The sequence below is a fragment of the Streptomyces sp. NPDC052036 genome, from assembly GCF_040680495.1.
Classification (GTDB): Bacteria; Actinomycetota; Actinomycetes; order Streptomycetales; family Streptomycetaceae; genus Streptomyces.
This window is the reverse complement of record NZ_JBFAWW010000050.1, coordinates 1-16,913: the sequence shown is the minus strand read 5'-3', so window position 1 is coordinate 16,913 and position 16,913 is coordinate 1. Positions and strand designations below refer to the sequence as shown.

The 16,913-nt window shown below is 70.4% G+C and carries 17 protein-coding genes; 9 read left to right on the top strand and 8 right to left on the bottom strand.

Features of this window, described 5'->3' with window-relative positions; translation table 11 throughout:
- Positions 1 to 366: 366 nt before the first annotated feature.
- The 4 genes from AB0L95_RS37770 to AB0L95_RS37755 all read right to left on the bottom strand — a co-directional run bounded on the left by AB0L95_RS37770 (position 367) and on the right by AB0L95_RS37755 (position 4,194).
- The gene (locus AB0L95_RS37770; RefSeq protein ID WP_365170440.1) at positions 367 to 1,002 is read right to left on the bottom strand and encodes an RNA polymerase sigma factor; all 636 of its coding nucleotides are present in this window, start codon (positions 1,000 to 1,002) and stop codon (positions 367 to 369) included.
- Between the two features lie 209 nt (positions 1,003 to 1,211).
- Positions 1,212 to 1,589, bottom strand: coding sequence for a hypothetical protein (locus AB0L95_RS37765; protein WP_365170437.1), 378 nt, complete (start codon positions 1,587 to 1,589; stop codon positions 1,212 to 1,214).
- Positions 1,590 to 1,778: 189 nt separating this feature from the next.
- Positions 1,779 to 2,360 (bottom strand): hypothetical protein, encoded by a 582-nt coding sequence (locus AB0L95_RS37760; RefSeq protein WP_365170434.1) that lies wholly within the window; start codon positions 2,358 to 2,360, stop codon positions 1,779 to 1,781.
- Positions 2,361 to 2,643: 283 nt separating this feature from the next.
- Positions 2,644 to 4,194 carry a glycoside hydrolase family 20 protein gene (locus tag AB0L95_RS37755; RefSeq protein ID WP_365170544.1) on the bottom strand — a complete coding sequence of 517 codons (1,551 nt, stop codon included), beginning with the start codon at positions 4,192 to 4,194 and terminating at the stop codon, positions 2,644 to 2,646.
- Positions 4,195 to 4,606: 412 nt separating this feature from the next.
- Between AB0L95_RS37755 and AB0L95_RS37750 the strand changes: the two genes are divergently transcribed.
- From AB0L95_RS37750 to AB0L95_RS37720, 7 genes are all read left to right on the top strand, one after another.
- Complete coding sequence (locus AB0L95_RS37750) at positions 4,607 to 5,167, top strand: 2-oxo-4-hydroxy-4-carboxy-5-ureidoimidazoline decarboxylase (RefSeq protein ID WP_365170541.1); 561 nt, start codon at positions 4,607 to 4,609, stop codon at positions 5,165 to 5,167.
- 167 nt (positions 5,168 to 5,334) lie between these two features.
- Positions 5,335 to 5,715: a succinate dehydrogenase, cytochrome b556 subunit gene (gene sdhC / locus AB0L95_RS37745; RefSeq protein WP_365170431.1), complete on the top strand. Its 381-nt coding sequence runs from the start codon at positions 5,335 to 5,337 to the stop codon at positions 5,713 to 5,715.
- A 5-nt stretch (positions 5,716 to 5,720) separates the two neighbouring features.
- Positions 5,721 to 6,203: a succinate dehydrogenase hydrophobic membrane anchor subunit gene (locus tag AB0L95_RS37740; protein ID WP_365170428.1), complete on the top strand. Its 483-nt coding sequence runs from the start codon at positions 5,721 to 5,723 to the stop codon at positions 6,201 to 6,203.
- Between the two features lie 19 nt (positions 6,204 to 6,222).
- Positions 6,223 to 7,977, top strand: a complete 1,755-nt coding sequence (gene sdhA, locus AB0L95_RS37735; RefSeq protein WP_365170426.1) for a succinate dehydrogenase flavoprotein subunit — start codon at positions 6,223 to 6,225, stop codon at positions 7,975 to 7,977.
- Complete coding sequence (locus AB0L95_RS37730) at positions 7,977 to 8,738, top strand: succinate dehydrogenase iron-sulfur subunit (protein WP_365170423.1); 762 nt, start codon at positions 7,977 to 7,979, stop codon at positions 8,736 to 8,738. The genes sdhA and AB0L95_RS37730 overlap by 1 nt, the downstream gene beginning before the upstream one ends.
- Before the next feature lie 156 nt (positions 8,739 to 8,894).
- On the top strand, positions 8,895 to 9,503 hold the full coding sequence (locus AB0L95_RS37725) for a Uma2 family endonuclease (RefSeq protein WP_365170420.1): 609 nt from the start codon (positions 8,895 to 8,897) through the stop codon (positions 9,501 to 9,503).
- A gap of 11 nt (positions 9,504 to 9,514) precedes the next feature.
- Positions 9,515 to 10,237 (top strand): TetR family transcriptional regulator, encoded by a 723-nt coding sequence (locus tag AB0L95_RS37720; RefSeq protein ID WP_365170417.1) that lies wholly within the window; start codon positions 9,515 to 9,517, stop codon positions 10,235 to 10,237.
- 4 nt (positions 10,238 to 10,241) lie between these two features.
- On the opposite strand, the gene AB0L95_RS37715 is transcribed toward AB0L95_RS37720, so the two are convergent.
- The 3 genes from AB0L95_RS37715 to AB0L95_RS37705 all read right to left on the bottom strand — a co-directional run bounded on the left by AB0L95_RS37715 (position 10,242) and on the right by AB0L95_RS37705 (position 13,553).
- Positions 10,242 to 11,798, bottom strand: coding sequence for an ABC transporter substrate-binding protein (locus tag AB0L95_RS37715; protein WP_365170414.1), 1,557 nt, complete (start codon positions 11,796 to 11,798; stop codon positions 10,242 to 10,244).
- A gap of 193 nt (positions 11,799 to 11,991) precedes the next feature.
- Positions 11,992 to 13,290: a metallophosphoesterase gene (locus AB0L95_RS37710; RefSeq protein ID WP_365170538.1), complete on the bottom strand. Its 1,299-nt coding sequence runs from the start codon at positions 13,288 to 13,290 to the stop codon at positions 11,992 to 11,994.
- 20 nt (positions 13,291 to 13,310) lie between these two features.
- Positions 13,311 to 13,553 carry a hypothetical protein gene (locus AB0L95_RS37705; protein WP_365170411.1) on the bottom strand — a complete coding sequence of 81 codons (243 nt, stop codon included), beginning with the start codon at positions 13,551 to 13,553 and terminating at the stop codon, positions 13,311 to 13,313.
- Between the two features lie 193 nt (positions 13,554 to 13,746).
- Between AB0L95_RS37705 and AB0L95_RS37700 the strand changes: the two genes are divergently transcribed.
- The gene (locus AB0L95_RS37700) at positions 13,747 to 15,018 is read left to right on the top strand and encodes a D-alanyl-D-alanine carboxypeptidase (protein ID WP_365170408.1); all 1,272 of its coding nucleotides are present in this window, start codon (positions 13,747 to 13,749) and stop codon (positions 15,016 to 15,018) included.
- Here the strand turns inward: AB0L95_RS37700 and AB0L95_RS37695 are convergent.
- Complete coding sequence (locus AB0L95_RS37695) at positions 14,966 to 15,877, bottom strand: YihY/virulence factor BrkB family protein (RefSeq protein WP_365170405.1); 912 nt, start codon at positions 15,875 to 15,877, stop codon at positions 14,966 to 14,968. The two genes, AB0L95_RS37700 and AB0L95_RS37695, sit on opposite strands and share 53 nt — an antisense overlap.
- Positions 15,878 to 16,013: 136 nt before the next feature.
- Between AB0L95_RS37695 and AB0L95_RS37690 the strand changes: the two genes are divergently transcribed.
- A complete protein-coding gene (locus tag AB0L95_RS37690; protein WP_365170402.1) occupies positions 16,014 to 16,778 on the top strand; it encodes an SDR family NAD(P)-dependent oxidoreductase in 765 nt (254 codons plus the stop codon).
- Positions 16,779 to 16,913 lie beyond the last annotated feature (135 nt).

The window sequence follows — 16,913 nt, the reverse complement described above, 5'->3', positions numbered from 1 at the left end:
GCGGACCGGGTTCTCGCTGTCGTGATTCCTCATCGTTCGTTGCGGTCTGCGGCCGCTCGTGATGTGCGGCGGATCCTCTCACCAGATCTACTGATCATCCGCGGTCGGCGCGAAAGGCACGTTACGACTTGAAACCGGTCCACGTCCATGTCCGCACGCCGCGCAACCGACCTGTGACGCGGCGAGGTGTGACAGAAAACGCATCCACGGCGCTGTAGAGAGTACGGGCCGCCGCGCGGCCCGTACCGCGCGACGGTCGGGGCCTCTCCTGTGGGGGGTGGCGGCCCCGGCCGTTGCCATCGGTACGCCGGGGTCAGTGGCACGCGTTTTCTGTACCTCTTCTCACCCGCGTCCCCACCCGTGCTCTCACCCGCGGGCAGAGTTCCCGGCGGCCTCGTCCCCCGTCCCGGTGCCGTCTTCCGGCGCACCCGGGACGGCGAGTTCGCGCGCGAGTCGCTTCAGGCCCCGGTGGGCGGCGGTTCGGACCGCGCCGGGGCGCTTGCCGAGCACCCGGGCGGCGGCGGGCGCGTCTAGGCCGACGACCACGCGCAGCAGCACCGCCTCCGCCTGGTCGCGCGGCAGCCGCGCGACCAGGGCCAGGGCGTGCTCGGTGGACAGGGACTCCAGAGCCTGGTCCTGGGTGTCGTGACGGCCGGGCAGCTGGAGGACATCGGCGTCCAGGGCGGTGGGGCGGGGGCGGACCTTCTGGCGGCGCAGATGGTCGAGGGCGCGGTGCCGGGCGATGGTCGCGGTCCAGCCGCGGAAGCCGGCGCCGTCGCCCCTGAACCGGCCGAGGTCACGGACTATCTCCAGCCAGGCGTCGGACGCCACGTCCTCCGCGTCGTCGCCGACCAGAGCGCGCAGATAGCCGAGTAGCCCCGGCTGCACGATCCGGTACGCCGCCGCGAAGGCGGCCTCGTCCCCCCGCTGGGCCCGTGCGACGGCCGCGCCCAGCTCCCCGTCGTACGCCTGCGTGCGGCGGGGTTCCCCTCCCTGGCCCAACGCTGTCCTCGTTCGTGGCGAGTGGTCTCGCGTCCCCACACGTGGGGCACTCCGGTCGTGCCCACGCCCCTGAGGTCATCAGCGTCCGTCGCCACATAAACGTCACTGGCCGTCAGGCACCGGGGCCGGCGCCTGCTGCGGATGTGCCGGTCCGGTGCGGGTCTGTCGGGCGGGACGCGCCGGGGCCCTGCCGGCCGGGGGTCCCGGGGTCAGCGGGTGCCGTGCCCCGTCGCGTCCCGGCACAGCAGCCGCAGCGAGCCGTCGCCCCGGTAGCAGCGACGGGCCTCTTCGATCGGGTCCCACAGCCGACCGTCGGGGGTGCGCACCCAGTGGTCGCTGCCGCTCGCCCACCACTCGCCGCCGGTCAGCCGTACGACCACCTCGCCCGCGTACGCGCCGAAGCCGCGCAGCGCCGTCCGCACTGCGTCATAGGGCGCGCCCTGACTGCGTATCTCGTCGATCGTCCGGTCCAGCCGCCACAAGCTCTGTGCCGAGTAGTCGAGCCGCAGCCGGGCGCCCTCGCGCAGGGCCGTGACGGCGTCGGCCGCCCAGCGCGCGGGCTTGGCGGCGGCGGGGGGCCTGGTCACCTCAGTTGCGTTCACAAACGGAAGAGCGCGGTGCCGCCGCGAAATGTCACGCCCCCCGGACGGGCTCCCCGACACCGGCGCAGGACCGACCCACCGCCGTACCGGACGGACACAGGATCCTTGCACGCAAGGAGGTTTACGCAGGCGGGGCCCGCTGCGGCTACGAGGCGCCCATTGTGTTCGGAGCTCTTAAGAACGGCCGCGGGCGCGGCGCGAGACCACCGCCTGCAGCACCCGCCGGCCCTCGGTCGCCACGTCGCGGGCCTGGCGCAGTCCGGTCGCGCCGTGGTCGCCGACCAGTTCCAGGACGGCGCTCTGGCGCCGCAGTTCGGCGGCCACCAGGGGCGACATGCCGTCCGTACGGCCCTCGCGGTGGGCCGCCACGGAGGACTCCCCGTCGCCGTCGGCGGGGTCCAGCAGCTGGTGGATCCGCAGCGCGTCGACCGAGCAGGCGTCGGCCCACCGGCGCAGGGCGTCGGCGGTCGGCTCGGCGGGGATGCCTTCCAGCATCCGGCGGGCGAGTCCCGCGGCCTCGGCCTCGAAGGCGCAGTCCGCGGCGGAGTCGTCCTCCGGCGGCAGCTGAGTCCCCAGTGCGGCCTGCGCCTTGGCGAGCCGCTCCTCCCACTCGCGGCCCTCGACCAGGCTCGCCCACAGCGGACGCAGGGTGTCGTCGTCGCCTCCGAGGAGCGGGACGCACCGATCCAAACAAGCCAGTCCGCTTGCCGCGAGCCCCCGCTCGTCGGCCTGTCCGATCAGGTCCACCAGGCTCATGACGCCTCCTCGAAACCCTCGACTGGGCGCCTCGTGTCTACGGAGCCCGCACTTCCCCTTACTGCGTGCAACGGTCCCGGAGTGTCACAGACGCGCACCCCACCGTGCCGGTCGGGTGCCGGCCGAGATTCCGAACGGAGCGAAGAGCTGATTTCAGCCATCTGCGCCCCGGTTCCGTCGCCGGGTTCCGAATAGACCACAGCAACACCGGGCGCGCGCCCGGAATGCAGCATTCCGGGCGACCGGGGTGTCCGTCCTCCGAGCCGGACACCCCGGTCCGCCCTCATCCCAGACGGTCCGCCAGCTGACGGAACTGCGTCCAGGACAGCGTCGGTGTGCGCGGGTCCCACAGCTTCTGGATCGTCGCCCGCAGCGGCATCCGGATGCCGGCCGCCACCTGGTCCTGCGTCTGTGCGCTCGGCCGGTCGCCCCACACCGCGAACACTCCGCCGAGGATCTGCCCGTCGTACTGCGCGGGCACCGCCGTCGTGCCCCGGACCACCCGTGGTGTCCACTGTTCGTAGATCCGCTGACCGGTGGGGTAGACGAAGGTCTGCGGCTGGCCGAGCACGTAGTAGAGGAGGTCGTCGTTGTAGACGATCAGCTGCCGGCCCGCGCTCAGATAAGAGGTCGGCGGCCGGGCGCCGGCCTCCTTGCCGGTCCAGTACGCGACCTGGAGGTCCTTGGCCGGCGACACCGCGCTCGCCTGGTAGAAGCCGTCGTTCCAGGCGCGCATCGTGCGACCGTGGCCGCGCATCACGTTCGCCCGGTCGTTGAGCCAGCCGGTCGCGAGGTCCGCCACGCCCGCCTGCGGGCCGTACTTCGCCCGCGCGGCGGCGACGAGCTGCGGGAAGGACGCGGTCGGGTTCGCCACCGTGAGCGCCAGGTACTCGTCGCCGCCCAGGTGCCAGAAGGGAGCCGGGAACACGCCCGCGTACTCGTTCAGGAGGTCGTCCACGATCTTCGCGGCGGCGGGCTTGGAGATGTCGAGCGACCCCTGGAACGGCACGCCGTTGGCGTTGCGCAGCTGGAGGTCGGGATGCGCGGCGATCACGGCGCCCAGGTGGCCGGGCGAGTCGATCTCGGGGACGACGGCTATGTGCCGGCTCGCGGCGAGGTCGACGATCGTCTTGACCTCCGCCTTGCTCAGGTGCTGCGCGGACACGATCTCCGGATGCGAGGAGGACTCGATCCGAAAGCCCTGATCGTCGGAGAAGTGCAGCCCGATCTCGTTGTACTTCAGGTCGCCCAGTTCCTTGATGCGGTCCTCGATCCAGCCGGCCGTGTAGTACTTGCGGGCTATGTCGAGCATCAGGCCGCGCCGGGACTTGGCCGGGGTGTCGTGGACGACGCCCTCGGGCGCGGTGCCGCCGCCGTGCACCTCCTGCTTGAGCGTGCGGGTGCCGTAGAAGACCCCGGCCTCGCCCGGACCGGTGATCCGGACCTTCCCGTTCTGGACGGACAGGACGTACGACTCCTGGTCGCCGCTCCCGGTCACGGCCAGCTCCACGTCACCGGCGCGCGCGCCGGTCCGCCCCCCGTACGCCATCCCCAGTTCCCCGGCCAGCAGCTGCCCCTCGTCGGCGAGGGAGGCGTCGTCCACGACCACCCGGTTCCCGGAGGCGGGCCGCCAGCCCGGACCACGGGCGGGGGCGAACTCCCGGACGGCCGGAATGGTGCGGGGCGCCTGGGAGAGGGGGTAGGTCGGGGACGGGGTCGCGGCGGGGGTGCCCCCCGTGACCCTGGAGCCGGGAGGCGTGCCGCCGCCCGACGGCCACAGCGCCACGGCCGCCGCGACCGCGCCGGCGGTGACGACTGCGGCTCCCAGCAGCAACCGGTTGCGCCGCGTGTGCGTCTCCCTCTCGGGAACCCGCCGCCTCTGGCCGGTCACCGCGCCGCACCCCGCACCGCACCCGCGTACGGACACACCGTGCCCGTAGGCCTCGGCTCGACGTCACGCACCACACCCGTACGTATTCGCTGTCGCTCCACTTTCGCCCACACGCTACCCACCTCCAGGCATTCGACCTTCTTATCCTCTTTTGTCCCCTTCGAACCTACGACCCCGACGCCCTCCGATCGTCCACAGAAGGCCCCACAGCTCTCCCGTTCGGGTGAAATCGGGACAGGCGCCGGACGCCCGCCCGACCGCCGTCGATAGCGTGACGGCGCGTTTCGCCCACCCTCCCTGCCGTCCCGCACGTGACGTCCGCGCGACGCCACGCCGCCATCGCCGAGGACCCACGCTGCCCCCGCACCGTCTCCCCCGCCTCCCCGGCCCCACCGCCCTGCCGGCGCAACACCGCCCCCCGGCCCCCACCGGCCTGGAGAGGTTCAACTCCGCGCCCGCAGACGAGGTCCGGCACGCCCTGCTGGCCTGCTGCCACAGTCTGCGCTGGGTCCATCGCGTCGCCGAGCACCGCCCCTACCCGGACGTGGACTCCCTGCTGGCCGCGGCCGACGAGGCGGCGTACGACCTGTCGCCCGCGGACCTCGCCGAAGCCCTGGCGGGCGAGAACCTCACCCAGCTGCCCGACGGCGCCTACTCCGCGGCCCACACCGCGCTGAGCGCCGCGCACGCGGCCTACGAGAGCCGATTCGGGCATGTGTTCGTCATCTGCCTGGACGACGTGACCCCGGACGAATCCGCCGACCTGATACTGGCGGCCATCCGATCACGATTGGCGAACGATCCGGAGGAGGAACGCCTGCTCGCGGCCGAGGAGCTGCGCCGCCTGGCGAGGGGCAGACTGACCCGACTCGTCCGGGATCCGTCGGGACGGCCGGTGGCGGAGCACGCCCAATAGGCCGTCCGTGCTCGTTTGATTGCCGGTTCGATCACTTCGGTAGGGGCGCCGTAAGCGTTCTGACAACACGTCGCTACGATGCTGGGGGCCGGTGGACCGTACCCGGCCGGGCCCGACCGACACAGAAGCCGGCGCGGCCCTAGTCCCCGCTCCCGGAGGGTTCTTCCGTGCCGGCTGGAACGCTGTACCGCGGCCGGGAAGGAATGTGGTCCTGGGTGGCTCACCGAGTCACCGGCGTCCTCATTTTCTTCTTCCTGTTCGTACACGTGCTGGACACCGCTCTCGTGCGTGTCTCTCCCGAGGCCTACGACAAGGTCGTGGCCACGTACAAGTCGCCGATCGTCGCCGTGCTGGAGTACGGCCTGGTCGCCGCCATCCTCTTCCACGCGCTGAACGGCTTGCGTGTCATCGCCGTCGACTTCTGGTCGAAGGGCCCGCGCTACCAGAAGCAGATGCTCTGGACCGTCGCCGGCATCTGGGTCGTGCTGATGCTCGGGGCCATCTACCCCGTCCTCGGCCACGCCGCTCGTGAAGTGTTCGGGAGCTGACGCGTATGTCCACGACTGAAACCACCGCCTCCGGCATCGGCCCCGTCGAGGGTGCCCCGCTGTACGACGTCGACAACCCGGCGCCGGTCATCGAGGCGCCCCGCAAGCGGACGAAGAAGACCCCGAAGTCGACCCGCGGCAACTTCGAGATGTACGGCTGGCTGTTCATGCGCCTGTCCGGCATCGTCCTCGTCGTCCTGGTCCTCGGCCACCTGCTGATCCAGCTGGTCCTCGACGGCGGCGTGACCAAGGTCGGCTTCGCCTTCGTGGCGGGCCGCTGGGCCTCCCCGTGGTGGCAGGTCTGGGACCTCGCCATGCTGTGGCTTGCCATGCTGCACGGCGCCAACGGTCTGCGTACGGTCATCAACGACTACGCCGAGCAGGCGAACACCCGTCTGTGGCTGAAGGGCCTGCTGTACACCGCCACGGTGTTCACCATCCTGCTGGGCACGCTGGTGATCTTCACCTTCGACCCGAACATCCGCTAGGCACGGGGCTGCGAGAATCATGAAGATCCACAAGTACGACACCGTCATCGTCGGCGCGGGCGGCGCCGGCATGCGCGCGGCCATCGAGTCGACGAAGCGCAGCCGCACCGCCGTGCTCACGAAGCTCTACCCGACCCGCTCCCACACGGGCGCCGCGCAGGGCGGCATGGCCGCCGCGCTGGCCAACGTGGAGGAGGACAACTGGGAGTGGCACACCTTCGACACGATCAAGGGCGGTGACTACCTGGTCGACCAGGACGCCGCCGAGATCCTGGCGAAGGAGGCCATCGACTCCGTCCTCGACCTGGAGAAGATGGGCCTGCCGTTCAACCGGACGCCCGAGGGGAAGATCGACCAGCGCCGCTTCGGCGGTCACTCCCGCAACCACGGCGAGGCCCCGGTCCGCCGCTCCTGCTACGCGGCCGACCGCACCGGCCACATGATCCTCCAGACGCTGTACCAGAACTGCGTCAAGGAGGGCGTGGAGTTCTTCAACGAGTTCTACGTCCTGGACCAGCTGATCACCGAGGTCGACGGCGTCAAGAAGTCGGCCGGTGTGGTGGCGTACGAGCTGGCGACCGGCGAGATCCACGTCTTCCAGGCGAAGGCCGTGATCTACGCCTCCGGCGGCACCGGCAAGTTCTTCAAGGTGACGTCGAACGCGCACACGCTGACCGGTGACGGCCAGGCCGCGGTGTACCGCCGTGGTCTGCCGCTGGAGGACATGGAGTTCTTCCAGTTCCACCCGACCGGCATCTGGCGCATGGGCATCCTCCTCACCGAGGGTGCGCGCGGCGAGGGCGGCATCCTCCGCAACAAGGACGGCGAGCGCTTCATGGAGAAGTACGCGCCCGTCATGAAGGACCTGGCGTCGCGTGACGTCGTCTCCCGCTCCATCTACACGGAGATCCGCGAGGGCCGGGGCTGCGGTCCCGAGGGCGACCACGTCTACCTGGACCTCACCCACCTCCCGCCGGAGCAGCTGGACGCCAAGCTGCCCGACATCACCGAGTTCGCCCGTACCTACCTCGGCATCGAGCCCTACACGGACCCGATCCCGATCCAGCCGACCGCGCACTACGCGATGGGCGGCATCCCGACGAACGTCCAGGGCGAGGTCCTGGCGGACAACATCACGGTGGTCCCGGGCCTGTACGCGGCCGGCGAGGTCGCCTGTGTGTCCGTCCACGGCGCGAACCGCCTCGGCACCAACTCGCTGCTGGACATCAACGTCTTCGGGCGTCGCGCGGGTATCGCCGCCGCGGAGTACTCGCAGCGGGCGGAGTTCGTCGAGCTGCCCGAGAACCCGACGGACCTGGTGGTCTCGCAGATCGAGCGGCTGCGGTCGTCGACGGGCACCGAGCGCGTGGCGGAACTGCGCCGCGAGCTGCAGGAGACCATGGACGCCAACGTCATGGTGTTCCGCACCGAGCAGACGATCAAGACGGCCGTCGAGAAGATCGCCGAGCTCAGGGAGCGCTACAAGAACGTCGCGATCCAGGACAAGGGCAGGCGGTACAACACGGACCTGCTGGAGGCCGTCGAGCTGGGCAACCTGCTCGACCTGGCCGAGGTCATGGCGGTGTCCGCCCTGGCCCGCAAGGAGTCCCGCGGCGGCCACTACCGCGAGGACTACCCCAACCGCGACGACGTCAACTTCATGCGCCACACCATGGCGTACCGCGAGGTGGGCGACGACGGCACCGAGTCCATCCGTCTCGACTACAAGCCGGTCGTCCAGACCCGCTACCAGCCGATGGAGCGTAAGTACTGATGGCTACCCCTGTTCTGGACAAGGTCGAGGCGGAGTCCGCGGCCTCTCCGTACATCACCGTCACCTTCCGGGTCCGCCGCTTCAACCCGGAGGTCTCGGCGGAGGCGACCTGGGAAGACTTCCAGCTGGAGATCGACCCGAAGGAGCGCGTCCTCGACGGTCTGCACAAGATCAAGTGGGACGTGGACGGCACGCTGACGTTCCGTCGCTCCTGCGCGCACGGCATCTGCGGCTCCGACGCCATGCGGATCAACGGCAAGAACCGTCTGGCCTGCAAGACGCTCATCAAGGACATCAACCCCGAGAAGCCGATCACGGTCGAGCCCATCAAGGGCCTCACGGTCCTCAAGGACCTGGTCGTGGACATGGAGCCGTTCTTCCAGGCGTACCGGGACGTGATGCCCTTCCTGATCACGAAGGACACCAACGAGCCGACGCATGAGCGTCTGCAGTCGGCGGAGGACCGCGAGCGCTTCGACGACACCACGAAGTGCATCCTGTGCGCCGCGTGCACGTCCTCGTGCCCGGTGTTCTGGAACGACGGGCAGTACTTCGGCCCGGCAGCCATCGTCAACGCGCACCGCTTCATCTTCGACTCGCGTGACGAGGCCGGCGAGCAGCGCCTGGAGATCCTCAACGACAAGGACGGCGTGTGGCGCTGCCGCACCACGTTCAACTGCACGGACGCCTGCCCGCGCGGTATCGAGGTGACCAAGGCGATCCAGGAGGTGAAGCGAGCGCTGATCACGCGCCGCTTCTGAGGTCTTCCTGCACGACGGCTGAGGGCCCCTGTTTCCGCTGGAAACGGGGGCCCTCGGTCGTGAGAGCCACGATCGGGCGAAGCGCCATGATCGGGACGAATCCGGGCTCCCCTGTCTACGATGATGCTCTCGACACCAGCCCCCAGGAGGCACCCGATGTCAGCAGCAGCTGTCGAGCGGCCCCGTGGCGAGCGCTCGCTGATCGAGGAGGCGAAGCGGATCACGGACCGCCTGCCGGGCTACCGAGTCGAGATCATCGGAGACCAGATCATCGCGTCCCCGCCCCCGGACGCCCCCCACTCTCGCTCCCTGACCAAGCTCATGCGCCCGTTCATCGAGGCAGGTCTCGACGACGGCGAATCGGCGGTGCTCCAGGGCATCGGCTTGTGGTTCCACGCAGGCGAGGACTACGCCATCCCAGACCTGGCGATCGTCGACTCCGACATCGATGAACACATTGTCAAGGACAACTGCTACGACCCGGTGGCCTTCCGGCTCGTCCTGGAGGTCATCTCCGGCAACTGGAAGACCGACCTGCGCACCAAGGTGTCCGCATACGCCGCCGCCCGCGTCCCCGTGTACGTGGTCGTCGACCGCAAGCACCAGCGCATCCACGTGCTCACGGACCCGAGTGGGGACGACTACGCCACCCACCGCGTCCACGCCCCCGGCGAACTGATCACCCTCCCCGACTCCCTCGGCGCCAAGGTCACGCTGGACGTCACGGAGATCCTCGAAGCGGGGCAGCGCACACAGGGGGACTAGGCTCTCTCCTCGTGCCCACCAAGTCCGAGCAGACCCGCGCCCTGATCATCGAGACGGCGATGCGGCTGTTCCAGGAGCGCGGCTACGACAGAACGACCATGCGGGCGATCGCCCAGGAGGCCGGAGTCTCCGTGGGCAACGCCTACTACTACTTCGCCGGCAAGGAACACCTCATCCAGGGTTTCTACGACCGGATCGCCGCCGAGCACCAGGAAGCCGTCCGGGAGATCCTGGCCGAGGAGACCGACCTGGAGACGCGGCTCGCGGGGGTGCTGAAGGCATGGCTGGACATCGCCGCGCCGTACCACGAGTTCGCGGTGCAGTTCTTCAAGAACGCCGCCGACCCGGACAGTCCGCTCAGCCCCTTCTCCCCCGAGTCGGAGCACGCGCGCGTGGAGGCCATCAGCGTCCACAAGGAGGTGCTCCGCGGTGCGAGGACCAAGGTGGCGGAGGAACTGCGGGACGTACTGCCCGAGTTGATGTGGCTCGCTCAGATGGGGCTCGTCCTGTACTGGGTCTTCGACCGGACCGAGGGACGCGAGCGCAGCTACCGGCTGGCCGAACGCGGTGCCCGGCTCACCGCCCGGGGCGTCTCGCTGGCCCGGTTCCGGGTGCTCAGGCCGCTCGTCCACGAGGTGCACGAGCTGTTCACGGACTTCCTGCCGGGGATGACGAAGGCGCTTCCGGATCCCGCCGCGCGGAGGGGGGCGCCCGCCGCGGACGGGCGCCCCTGAACGCTCAGATCCAGCCCAGCCGCCACAGCCGGAAGACACCGGTACCGTCCGACAGATACTGTCCGCCGCCGACGTCCTCGCTGCTGACCACGTACTCCTTGCGCTGCCACAGGGGGATCAGCGGCACCTCCTCGGCCACGATCTTCTGCATCTGCCGGAAGTCGTCGGCGGTACGGCTGCGGTCCGAGTAGCGCTGGCTGTCCAGGATGAGGCGGTCGACGTCCTTGCTGCTGTACCCGTTCTTCATGCTGCTGCCGGTGCCGACCAGCGGGGCGCCGAAGGTGTCCGGGTCGGGGAAGTCGGCGACCCAGCCGACGGCGTACGCGTCGAGCTTGCCGCTCGCGTACCGCTTCTGGAAGTCGGTCCACTCATAGCCCTTGGTGTCCACCGTGAACAGACCGCTCGCCTCCAGCTGCCGCTTGAGCTCGGCGGCCTCCTCGGCGGCGGCACCGCTGCCCTCGGCATAGCCGTAGGTGAAGTGGACGGGCAGATGCACGCCCGCGGCGACGAGCAGGGCGCGGGCCTTGTGCGCGTCCGGCTTGTCGTAGGCGTCGAAGAAGGACGTGGTGTGCCCGGTGATGCCCGCCGGGATCAGCGAGTACAGCGGGTCGGTGGTGCCTTCGTACACCTTGCTGACCAGTTCCTCACGGTTGACCAGCAGGGCGAGGGCCTGGCGGACGCTGCGGTCGTGCAACGGTGATCCGGCGGCGGTGTCGAGCACCAGATTGCGGATCTCGGCGCTGTCGGTCTCACTGACACGCTCGTTGGGGTCGCTGGGCGAGAGCCCGGCGAGCACAGAGGGCGGCAGCTGACGCGTGGCCACATCGATCTGCTTCGCCTTCCACGCCTTCGCCAGGGCGTTCGGGTCGGCGTAGTAGCGCAGCACCACGGGTCGGCCGGTGCCCTTCACATCGCCCTGGTAGTGCGCGTTGGGCGCGAGGACGGCCTCCTTGTCCTTGGTGTACGAGGTCAGGGTGTACGGGCCGGTCCCGTCGGCGCCGTTGTCCTTGCGCAGCGCGTCGCTCGGGTACGTGCTGCGGTCGACGATCGAACCGGCGCCGGTGGCCACCTTGAACGGGAACGTCGCGTCGGGCGACGACAGATGGAACGTGACCGTGAGCCCGTCGGCGTCGACCGAGTGGAGCGTCTCCAGCAGACTCGCTGGACCGACGTCGGAGTTGATGCGCTTGACCCGGTCGAAGGAGTACTTGACGTCCTCGGCGGTCACGGTGCGTCCGCCGGGGAACTTCAGCCCCTTGCGCAGGGTGCAGCGGTACGTCGTGAGGTCCGTCCCCTCGAAGGCGCAGCTCTGGGCGGCGTCCGGCACGGGGGCCACGCCGTCGGGTTCGAAGGTCAGCAGCGACTGGAAGACATTGCTGTACAGCGCCCAGGACCCGGCGTCGTACGCACCTGCCGGATCGAGTGACGTGACGGCGTCCGCCGTGCCGACCGTGATGGTCTTGCCAGTGTTCTCCTCGGCCGGCAGCAACTGCCACCCGCCCACTCCCACTCCCGCCAGTACCAGCACGGTCGCGAGAATCCGCATGCGAACCGATCGCATCGGCGCCCCTCCCCAGGCCCTCAGCGCATGCCACTCCCCTGTGGCGCGGATCACCTAATCACAGGTGTTTCACCTGGGGGAAGAGGGATCTTTCAAGATGAGAAAGAAGTTACCGAGGGAATGTTTCAAGCCGATGTCACCGCTGGTGAAGCGCTTGCCCTCCGCGCCGGGGCATTCACGCCCTCGCCGTCCCTCACGCCCGGCGCGAGGCCAGTTCCACCACCGTGATGTCCGACGGCGCCCCCACCCGCGTCGGCGGGCCCCAGGCGCCCGCTCCCCGGGTCACATACAGCTGGGTGTCGCCGTAGCGGTCCAGGCCCGCGACGGTCGGGTTGGCGGCGGCCGCGACGAAGTTGCCGGGCCAGAGCTGGCCGCCGTGGGTGTGGCCGGAGAGCTGGAGGTCCACGTGGTGCCGTACGGCCTCGTGGATCTGGACGGGCTGGTGGGCCAGGAGCACGACGGCGCGCGCGGGGTCACGGTCGCCGAGCGCCTTGGCGAAATCGGGCCCCTTACCCTCGCTCTCGCCCGCCAGGTCGTTGACACCGGCCAGATCGAAGGCGGGCAGTTCCGTGCGCGCGTTCTCCAGCGGACGCAGACCGAGCCTGCGCACCTCTTCGACCCACTGGTCGGCGCCGGAGAAGTACTCGTGGTTCCCGGTGACGAAGTAGCTGCCGTGACGGGCCCGCAGCTGCGACAGCGGTGCCGCCGCCGGGCCCAGGTCGGGCACGCTGCCGTCGACCAGGTCGCCGACGACGGCGATCAGGTCCGGCTGGGTCGAGTTGACCGTGTCGACCACGCGTTGGGCGAAGTCCCGGCCGAGTACCGGGCCGAGGTGGATGTCGCTCACGACGGCGATGCGGAAGCCGTGCGCGGAGCGCGGGAGTTTGGCCAGCGGGACGGTGACGTGCTTCACGGCGGGGCCGCGCAGCACGCCGTAGGTGCCGTAGCCCACGGTGCCGACCGCGGCGGCGGCCACGGCCCCGCCCACGACACGCGAGACGAAGAGACGGCGGGAGGGGTCGGTGACCGGGGTCACGGCAGCCGGATTGGGGTCCGGGGCCGCGTTCGAGGCGGACTCGGGAGTCAGGGTCACCAGCTCGGTGTGCGGGGCCGTGGAGGCTGTTTCCGCCGGTACCTGGGCCGGGCTCGACGTGGTGTTCCGCGTTGGTGCGGCACGGTCCACCAGACGGCGCACCAGCGGCCGTAGGACCTCGCCCGCCACCAGTGCCAGCAGCAGATACAGCGACAGCGCCAGCCACAGGAAGCCCGGCCAGCCCAGGACGCGTTGGATCCGGAAAGGGGCTCCGGAGCGCTCGGTGACCAGGGCCGCGACCGTCAGCACCGGTCCGGCGACGAACACGGCCGCGCCGGCGCGCCGGGCCGGGCCCGGGCCGCGGGTCGTGTCGCGGACCAGTCGGCGCCACGCCCACCAGTGCAGCGCCGCGAACGCGGCCAGGACGGCCACGGCGACCAGGACGAGGACGACGACCACCACCGTGTTCCCGTTCTCCGCTATGGCGTTCGTCGCAACGCGCGCAGCCCGCGCAACCCGAGGATGCCGATGACTGTCCCCAAGACAAAGGAGACCACGGCGAGCGTCAGATGCACCCAGAAGTACGCCGTCGGGTTCCCCGCGTTGTCGAACGCGAGTCCACTGCCGTCCTTCCAGAGGTTCTTGACGAAAGTGATCCAGATGACCCAGCTCCACACCCCGAAGGCGAGCAGGAACCAGGAGATGGGGCGGCTGAGTTTCACGAGACCGGGCCTTTCCTCACTGCGCCGGGCACCCGAGGCCGAGCCGACCGGCCGGGGGTCCGGGGACTGTCCCCCGGTCAAGCACAGCATGAGCCAAGTATCTCTGTTCCCCGACGACCACTCGCCCGGGGGTGCGGAGCATCGGCCGGGACCGGCCGCGACTTCCCGTCGCGCACCCGGTACGTTCGCGACCGTGTCCGCCTTGAAGAAGATCGCCCGGCACCGCCTGCCGATCGCCTCCGCCGCCGTGTTGTCCCTCTCGCTCACCGCACCCGCGACCGCGTTCGCGGCCCCGCGCAGCCCTGCCGTGGCCCCCTCCGCCGCGCCTCCGGCGGCGATGTCCACGGTCGGCGGCCAACTGCTGGGCCGGCCCGGCACCCAGGTGAACCTGGGCGACGGCGCCCCGGTGCTCCCGAAGGACCTCACCGCGCGCTCCTGGGTCGTCGCCGACGCCGAGTCGGGTGACATCCTGGCCGCCCACAACGCGCACTGGCGGCTGCCCCCGGCGAGCACCCTGAAGATGCTGTTCGCGGACACCGTGCTGCCCAGGTTTCCCCGGACCGAGACGCACAAGGTGATCCCCTCCGACCTGGCGGGCATGGGCTCCGGTTCCAGCCTGGTAGGGATCAAGGAGGGCGAGACCTACACCGTCCGTGATCTGTGGCTCGGCGTGTTCCTGCGCTCCGGCAACGACGCCGTGCATGTGCTGTCCGCGATGAACCACGGGGTCGCGCAGACGGTCCGCGACATGCAGGCGCACGCGGACGAGCTGCAGGCCCTCGACACGCATGTGGTCAGCCCGGACGGCTACGACGAGCCCGGGCAGGTCTCGTCGGCGTACGACCTGACGCTGTTCGCCCGGTCCGGGCTGCAGAAGAAGGACTTCCGGGAGTACTGCTCGACGGTGCGCACCCAGTTCCCGGGCGAGACCACGAAGAAGAAGGGCAGGACGACCCGCGGGACCTTCGAGATACAGAACACCAACCGGCTGCTGGCGGGGGACTTCGACATCAGCACCTACCGGGGTATAGCGGGCGTGAAGAACGGCAACACCACCAACGCGGGCGCCACCTTCACCGGGGTCGCCGAACGGAACGGCAGGGTGTTGCTCGTCACGGTGATGAACCCCGAGAAGAAGGAGCACAACGAGGTCTACCGGGAGGCCGCCCGGCTGCTGGACTGGGGTTTCAGCGCGGCGGGGAAGGCCAGGCCGGTGGGCGAGCTGGTCGCCCCCAAGGGCGTCGGCACAAGCCCCCAGGGCGGCGGCGGAGCCACCCCGAACGGGGGCAACTCCGGGGGGAGCGCCAAGCCGGTGGCCGCCTCGGCGAAGAGCGGCGGCTCCGGGGGGGCCGGGGTGGCGCTCGGCATCTCCGCCGGCGTGCTCGCCCTGCTCGCCGCGGGTGCCTTCCTGGTCAACCGCCGCTGGCCGCTGCCCGATCTGGTGCGTCGCCGGACGCGCCCCTGACCTCCTCGGCCCCGCTGTTCCGCGTCGCCGTCCAGGCGGCGCAGAACAGCACCAGTTTCGCGGTGAAGTTGATCCACAGCAGCAGCGCGACCGGCACCCCGAAGGCGCCGTACATGCTCTTCGAGGCGACGCCCTGGATATAGCCGCTGAGCAGGAGTTTGAGCAGCTCGAAGCCGACGGCGCCGATCAGCGCGGCGACCAGCAGCCGGTGCCGTGGGGGCTCGACGCCGGGCAGCAGGGTGAGGGCGTAGAGCAGGACCAGGAAGTCGGCGAGGACGGCCACGGCGAAGGCGACGATCCGCAGCAGCACACTCCCCCAGCCGCCCTTGTCGAGGCCCAGCTCCCCGGCCATCCAGTCGACGAGGGCGGTGGCGAGGGTGGAGATGGCGATGGTCACCAGGATCGCGCCGCCCAGGCCGATGAGCACCCCGCCGTCCTTGAGCTTGGCCAGTATCGGGTTCTCGTCGCTGTCGGGCAGCTCCCACACCGCGCGCAGACAGTCCCGTATCTGGGCGACCCAGCCGATGCCGACGAGGAACAGGGCGGCGCCGGCGATGATGCCGACGGTGCCTGCGCTCTGGACCAGACCGTGGATGTCGAGCTGGCCGGAGATGCCGGGGAACTGTTCGGCGACCTTGCTCTGCAGCTTGTTCTGCCGGTCCACGCTGAGCGTCGCCGCGGCGATCGCGGCGGCGACGGTGAGCAGCGGGAAGAGCGCCACGAAGCTGACGAACGTCATGGCGGCCGCGAGCCGGGTCCACTTCACACGGGCGAGGCGTTCGTAGGAGCGCCAGGCGTGCGTGGCCATCAACCAGACGACCAGCGGCCCGATGCCGGGGAGTCTCTTCAGCCAGTCCATGATCAGACTCTCCCCTCGTGCCTTCGCCGGCTCTCGGCGTACTCAGCGTTCCCCGTATCACCCATTTCAGTGAGCAGCACCGCTGAGTGGGGATATTGAGAGGGTATGCCCCTTTTGCAGAGCTACGGTCATGGCCATGCCTGCCCACAAGGACGCTTTCAGCACTCCTCGCTCCCTGCTGATCCTCGGCGGCACGTCCGAGATCGCGCTGGCGACCGCCCGCCGCCTCATCGTCCGCGGCACCCGGACCGTCGGGCTGGCCGGCCGCCCCTGCCCCGAGCTGGAGAGGGCCGCCGGGCATCTGCGCGGGCTCGGCGCCCACACCTTCACCGTCGCCTTCGACGCGCTGGACGTCGAGTCGCACGAGAACGCGCTCGGCAAGGTGTTCGCGGAAGGGGCCGTCGATCTGGTGCTGCTCGCGTTCGGCGTGCTCGGCGACCAGGCGAACGACGAGCGCGACCCCTCGGCCGCGGCGCGCGTCGCGCAGACCAACTACACGGGCGCGGTCTCGGCGGGCCTGGTGTGCGCCCGGGCCCTCCAGAACCAGGGCCGTGGCTCGCTGGTGGTGCTGTCCTCGGCCGCCGGTGAGCGCGCCCGCCGCTCGGACTTCATCTACGGCTCCAGCAAGGCGGGGCTCGACACCTTCGCACAGGGTCTCGGCGACGCCCTGCACGGCACCGGCGTACACGTCATGGTCGTACGCCCCGCGTCCCTGCGGCGGCCCGGCACGGCCGCGCGCGACCAGGAGCCGCTGGCCACGACCCCGGAGGAGGTCGCCACGGCGATCGAGCTGGGGCTGCGGAGGCGGTCGGAGGCGGTGTGGGTGCCGGGGGTCCTGCGCGTGGTGATGTCGGCCCTGCGGCATCTGCCGAGGGCGCTGTTCCGGCGTCTGCCGCTCTAGGTTCAGGCCGCCCGGTCGCGGCGGGCGCTCCAGGTCGGCACTAGGGCGTGTTTCGAAAGTAGCGTCGCCCGCCCGAAGGGCGGGGCCCGCGGCGTCTGGTGCGGTGCATCGCAAGGCGGAGGGTCGTCCGCGTAC

Coding starts and splice junctions, on each gene's coding strand:
- AB0L95_RS37725 (WP_365170420.1), top strand. CDS start 8,895: ATGTCAGCAGCAGCTGTCGAGCGGCCCCGTGGCGAGCGCTCGCTGATC.
- AB0L95_RS37730 (WP_365170423.1), top strand. CDS start 7,977: ATGGCTACCCCTGTTCTGGACAAGGTCGAGGCGGAGTCCGCGGCCTCT.
- AB0L95_RS37690 (WP_365170402.1), top strand. CDS start 16,014: ATGCCTGCCCACAAGGACGCTTTCAGCACTCCTCGCTCCCTGCTGATC.
- AB0L95_RS37695 (WP_365170405.1), bottom strand. CDS start 15,877: ATGGACTGGCTGAAGAGACTCCCCGGCATCGGGCCGCTGGTCGTCTGG.
- sdhA (WP_365170426.1), top strand. CDS start 6,223: ATGAAGATCCACAAGTACGACACCGTCATCGTCGGCGCGGGCGGCGCC.
- AB0L95_RS37715 (WP_365170414.1), bottom strand. CDS start 11,798: ATGCGATCGGTTCGCATGCGGATTCTCGCGACCGTGCTGGTACTGGCG.
- AB0L95_RS37740 (WP_365170428.1), top strand. CDS start 5,721: ATGTCCACGACTGAAACCACCGCCTCCGGCATCGGCCCCGTCGAGGGT.
- AB0L95_RS37760 (WP_365170434.1), bottom strand. CDS start 2,360: ATGAGCCTGGTGGACCTGATCGGACAGGCCGACGAGCGGGGGCTCGCG.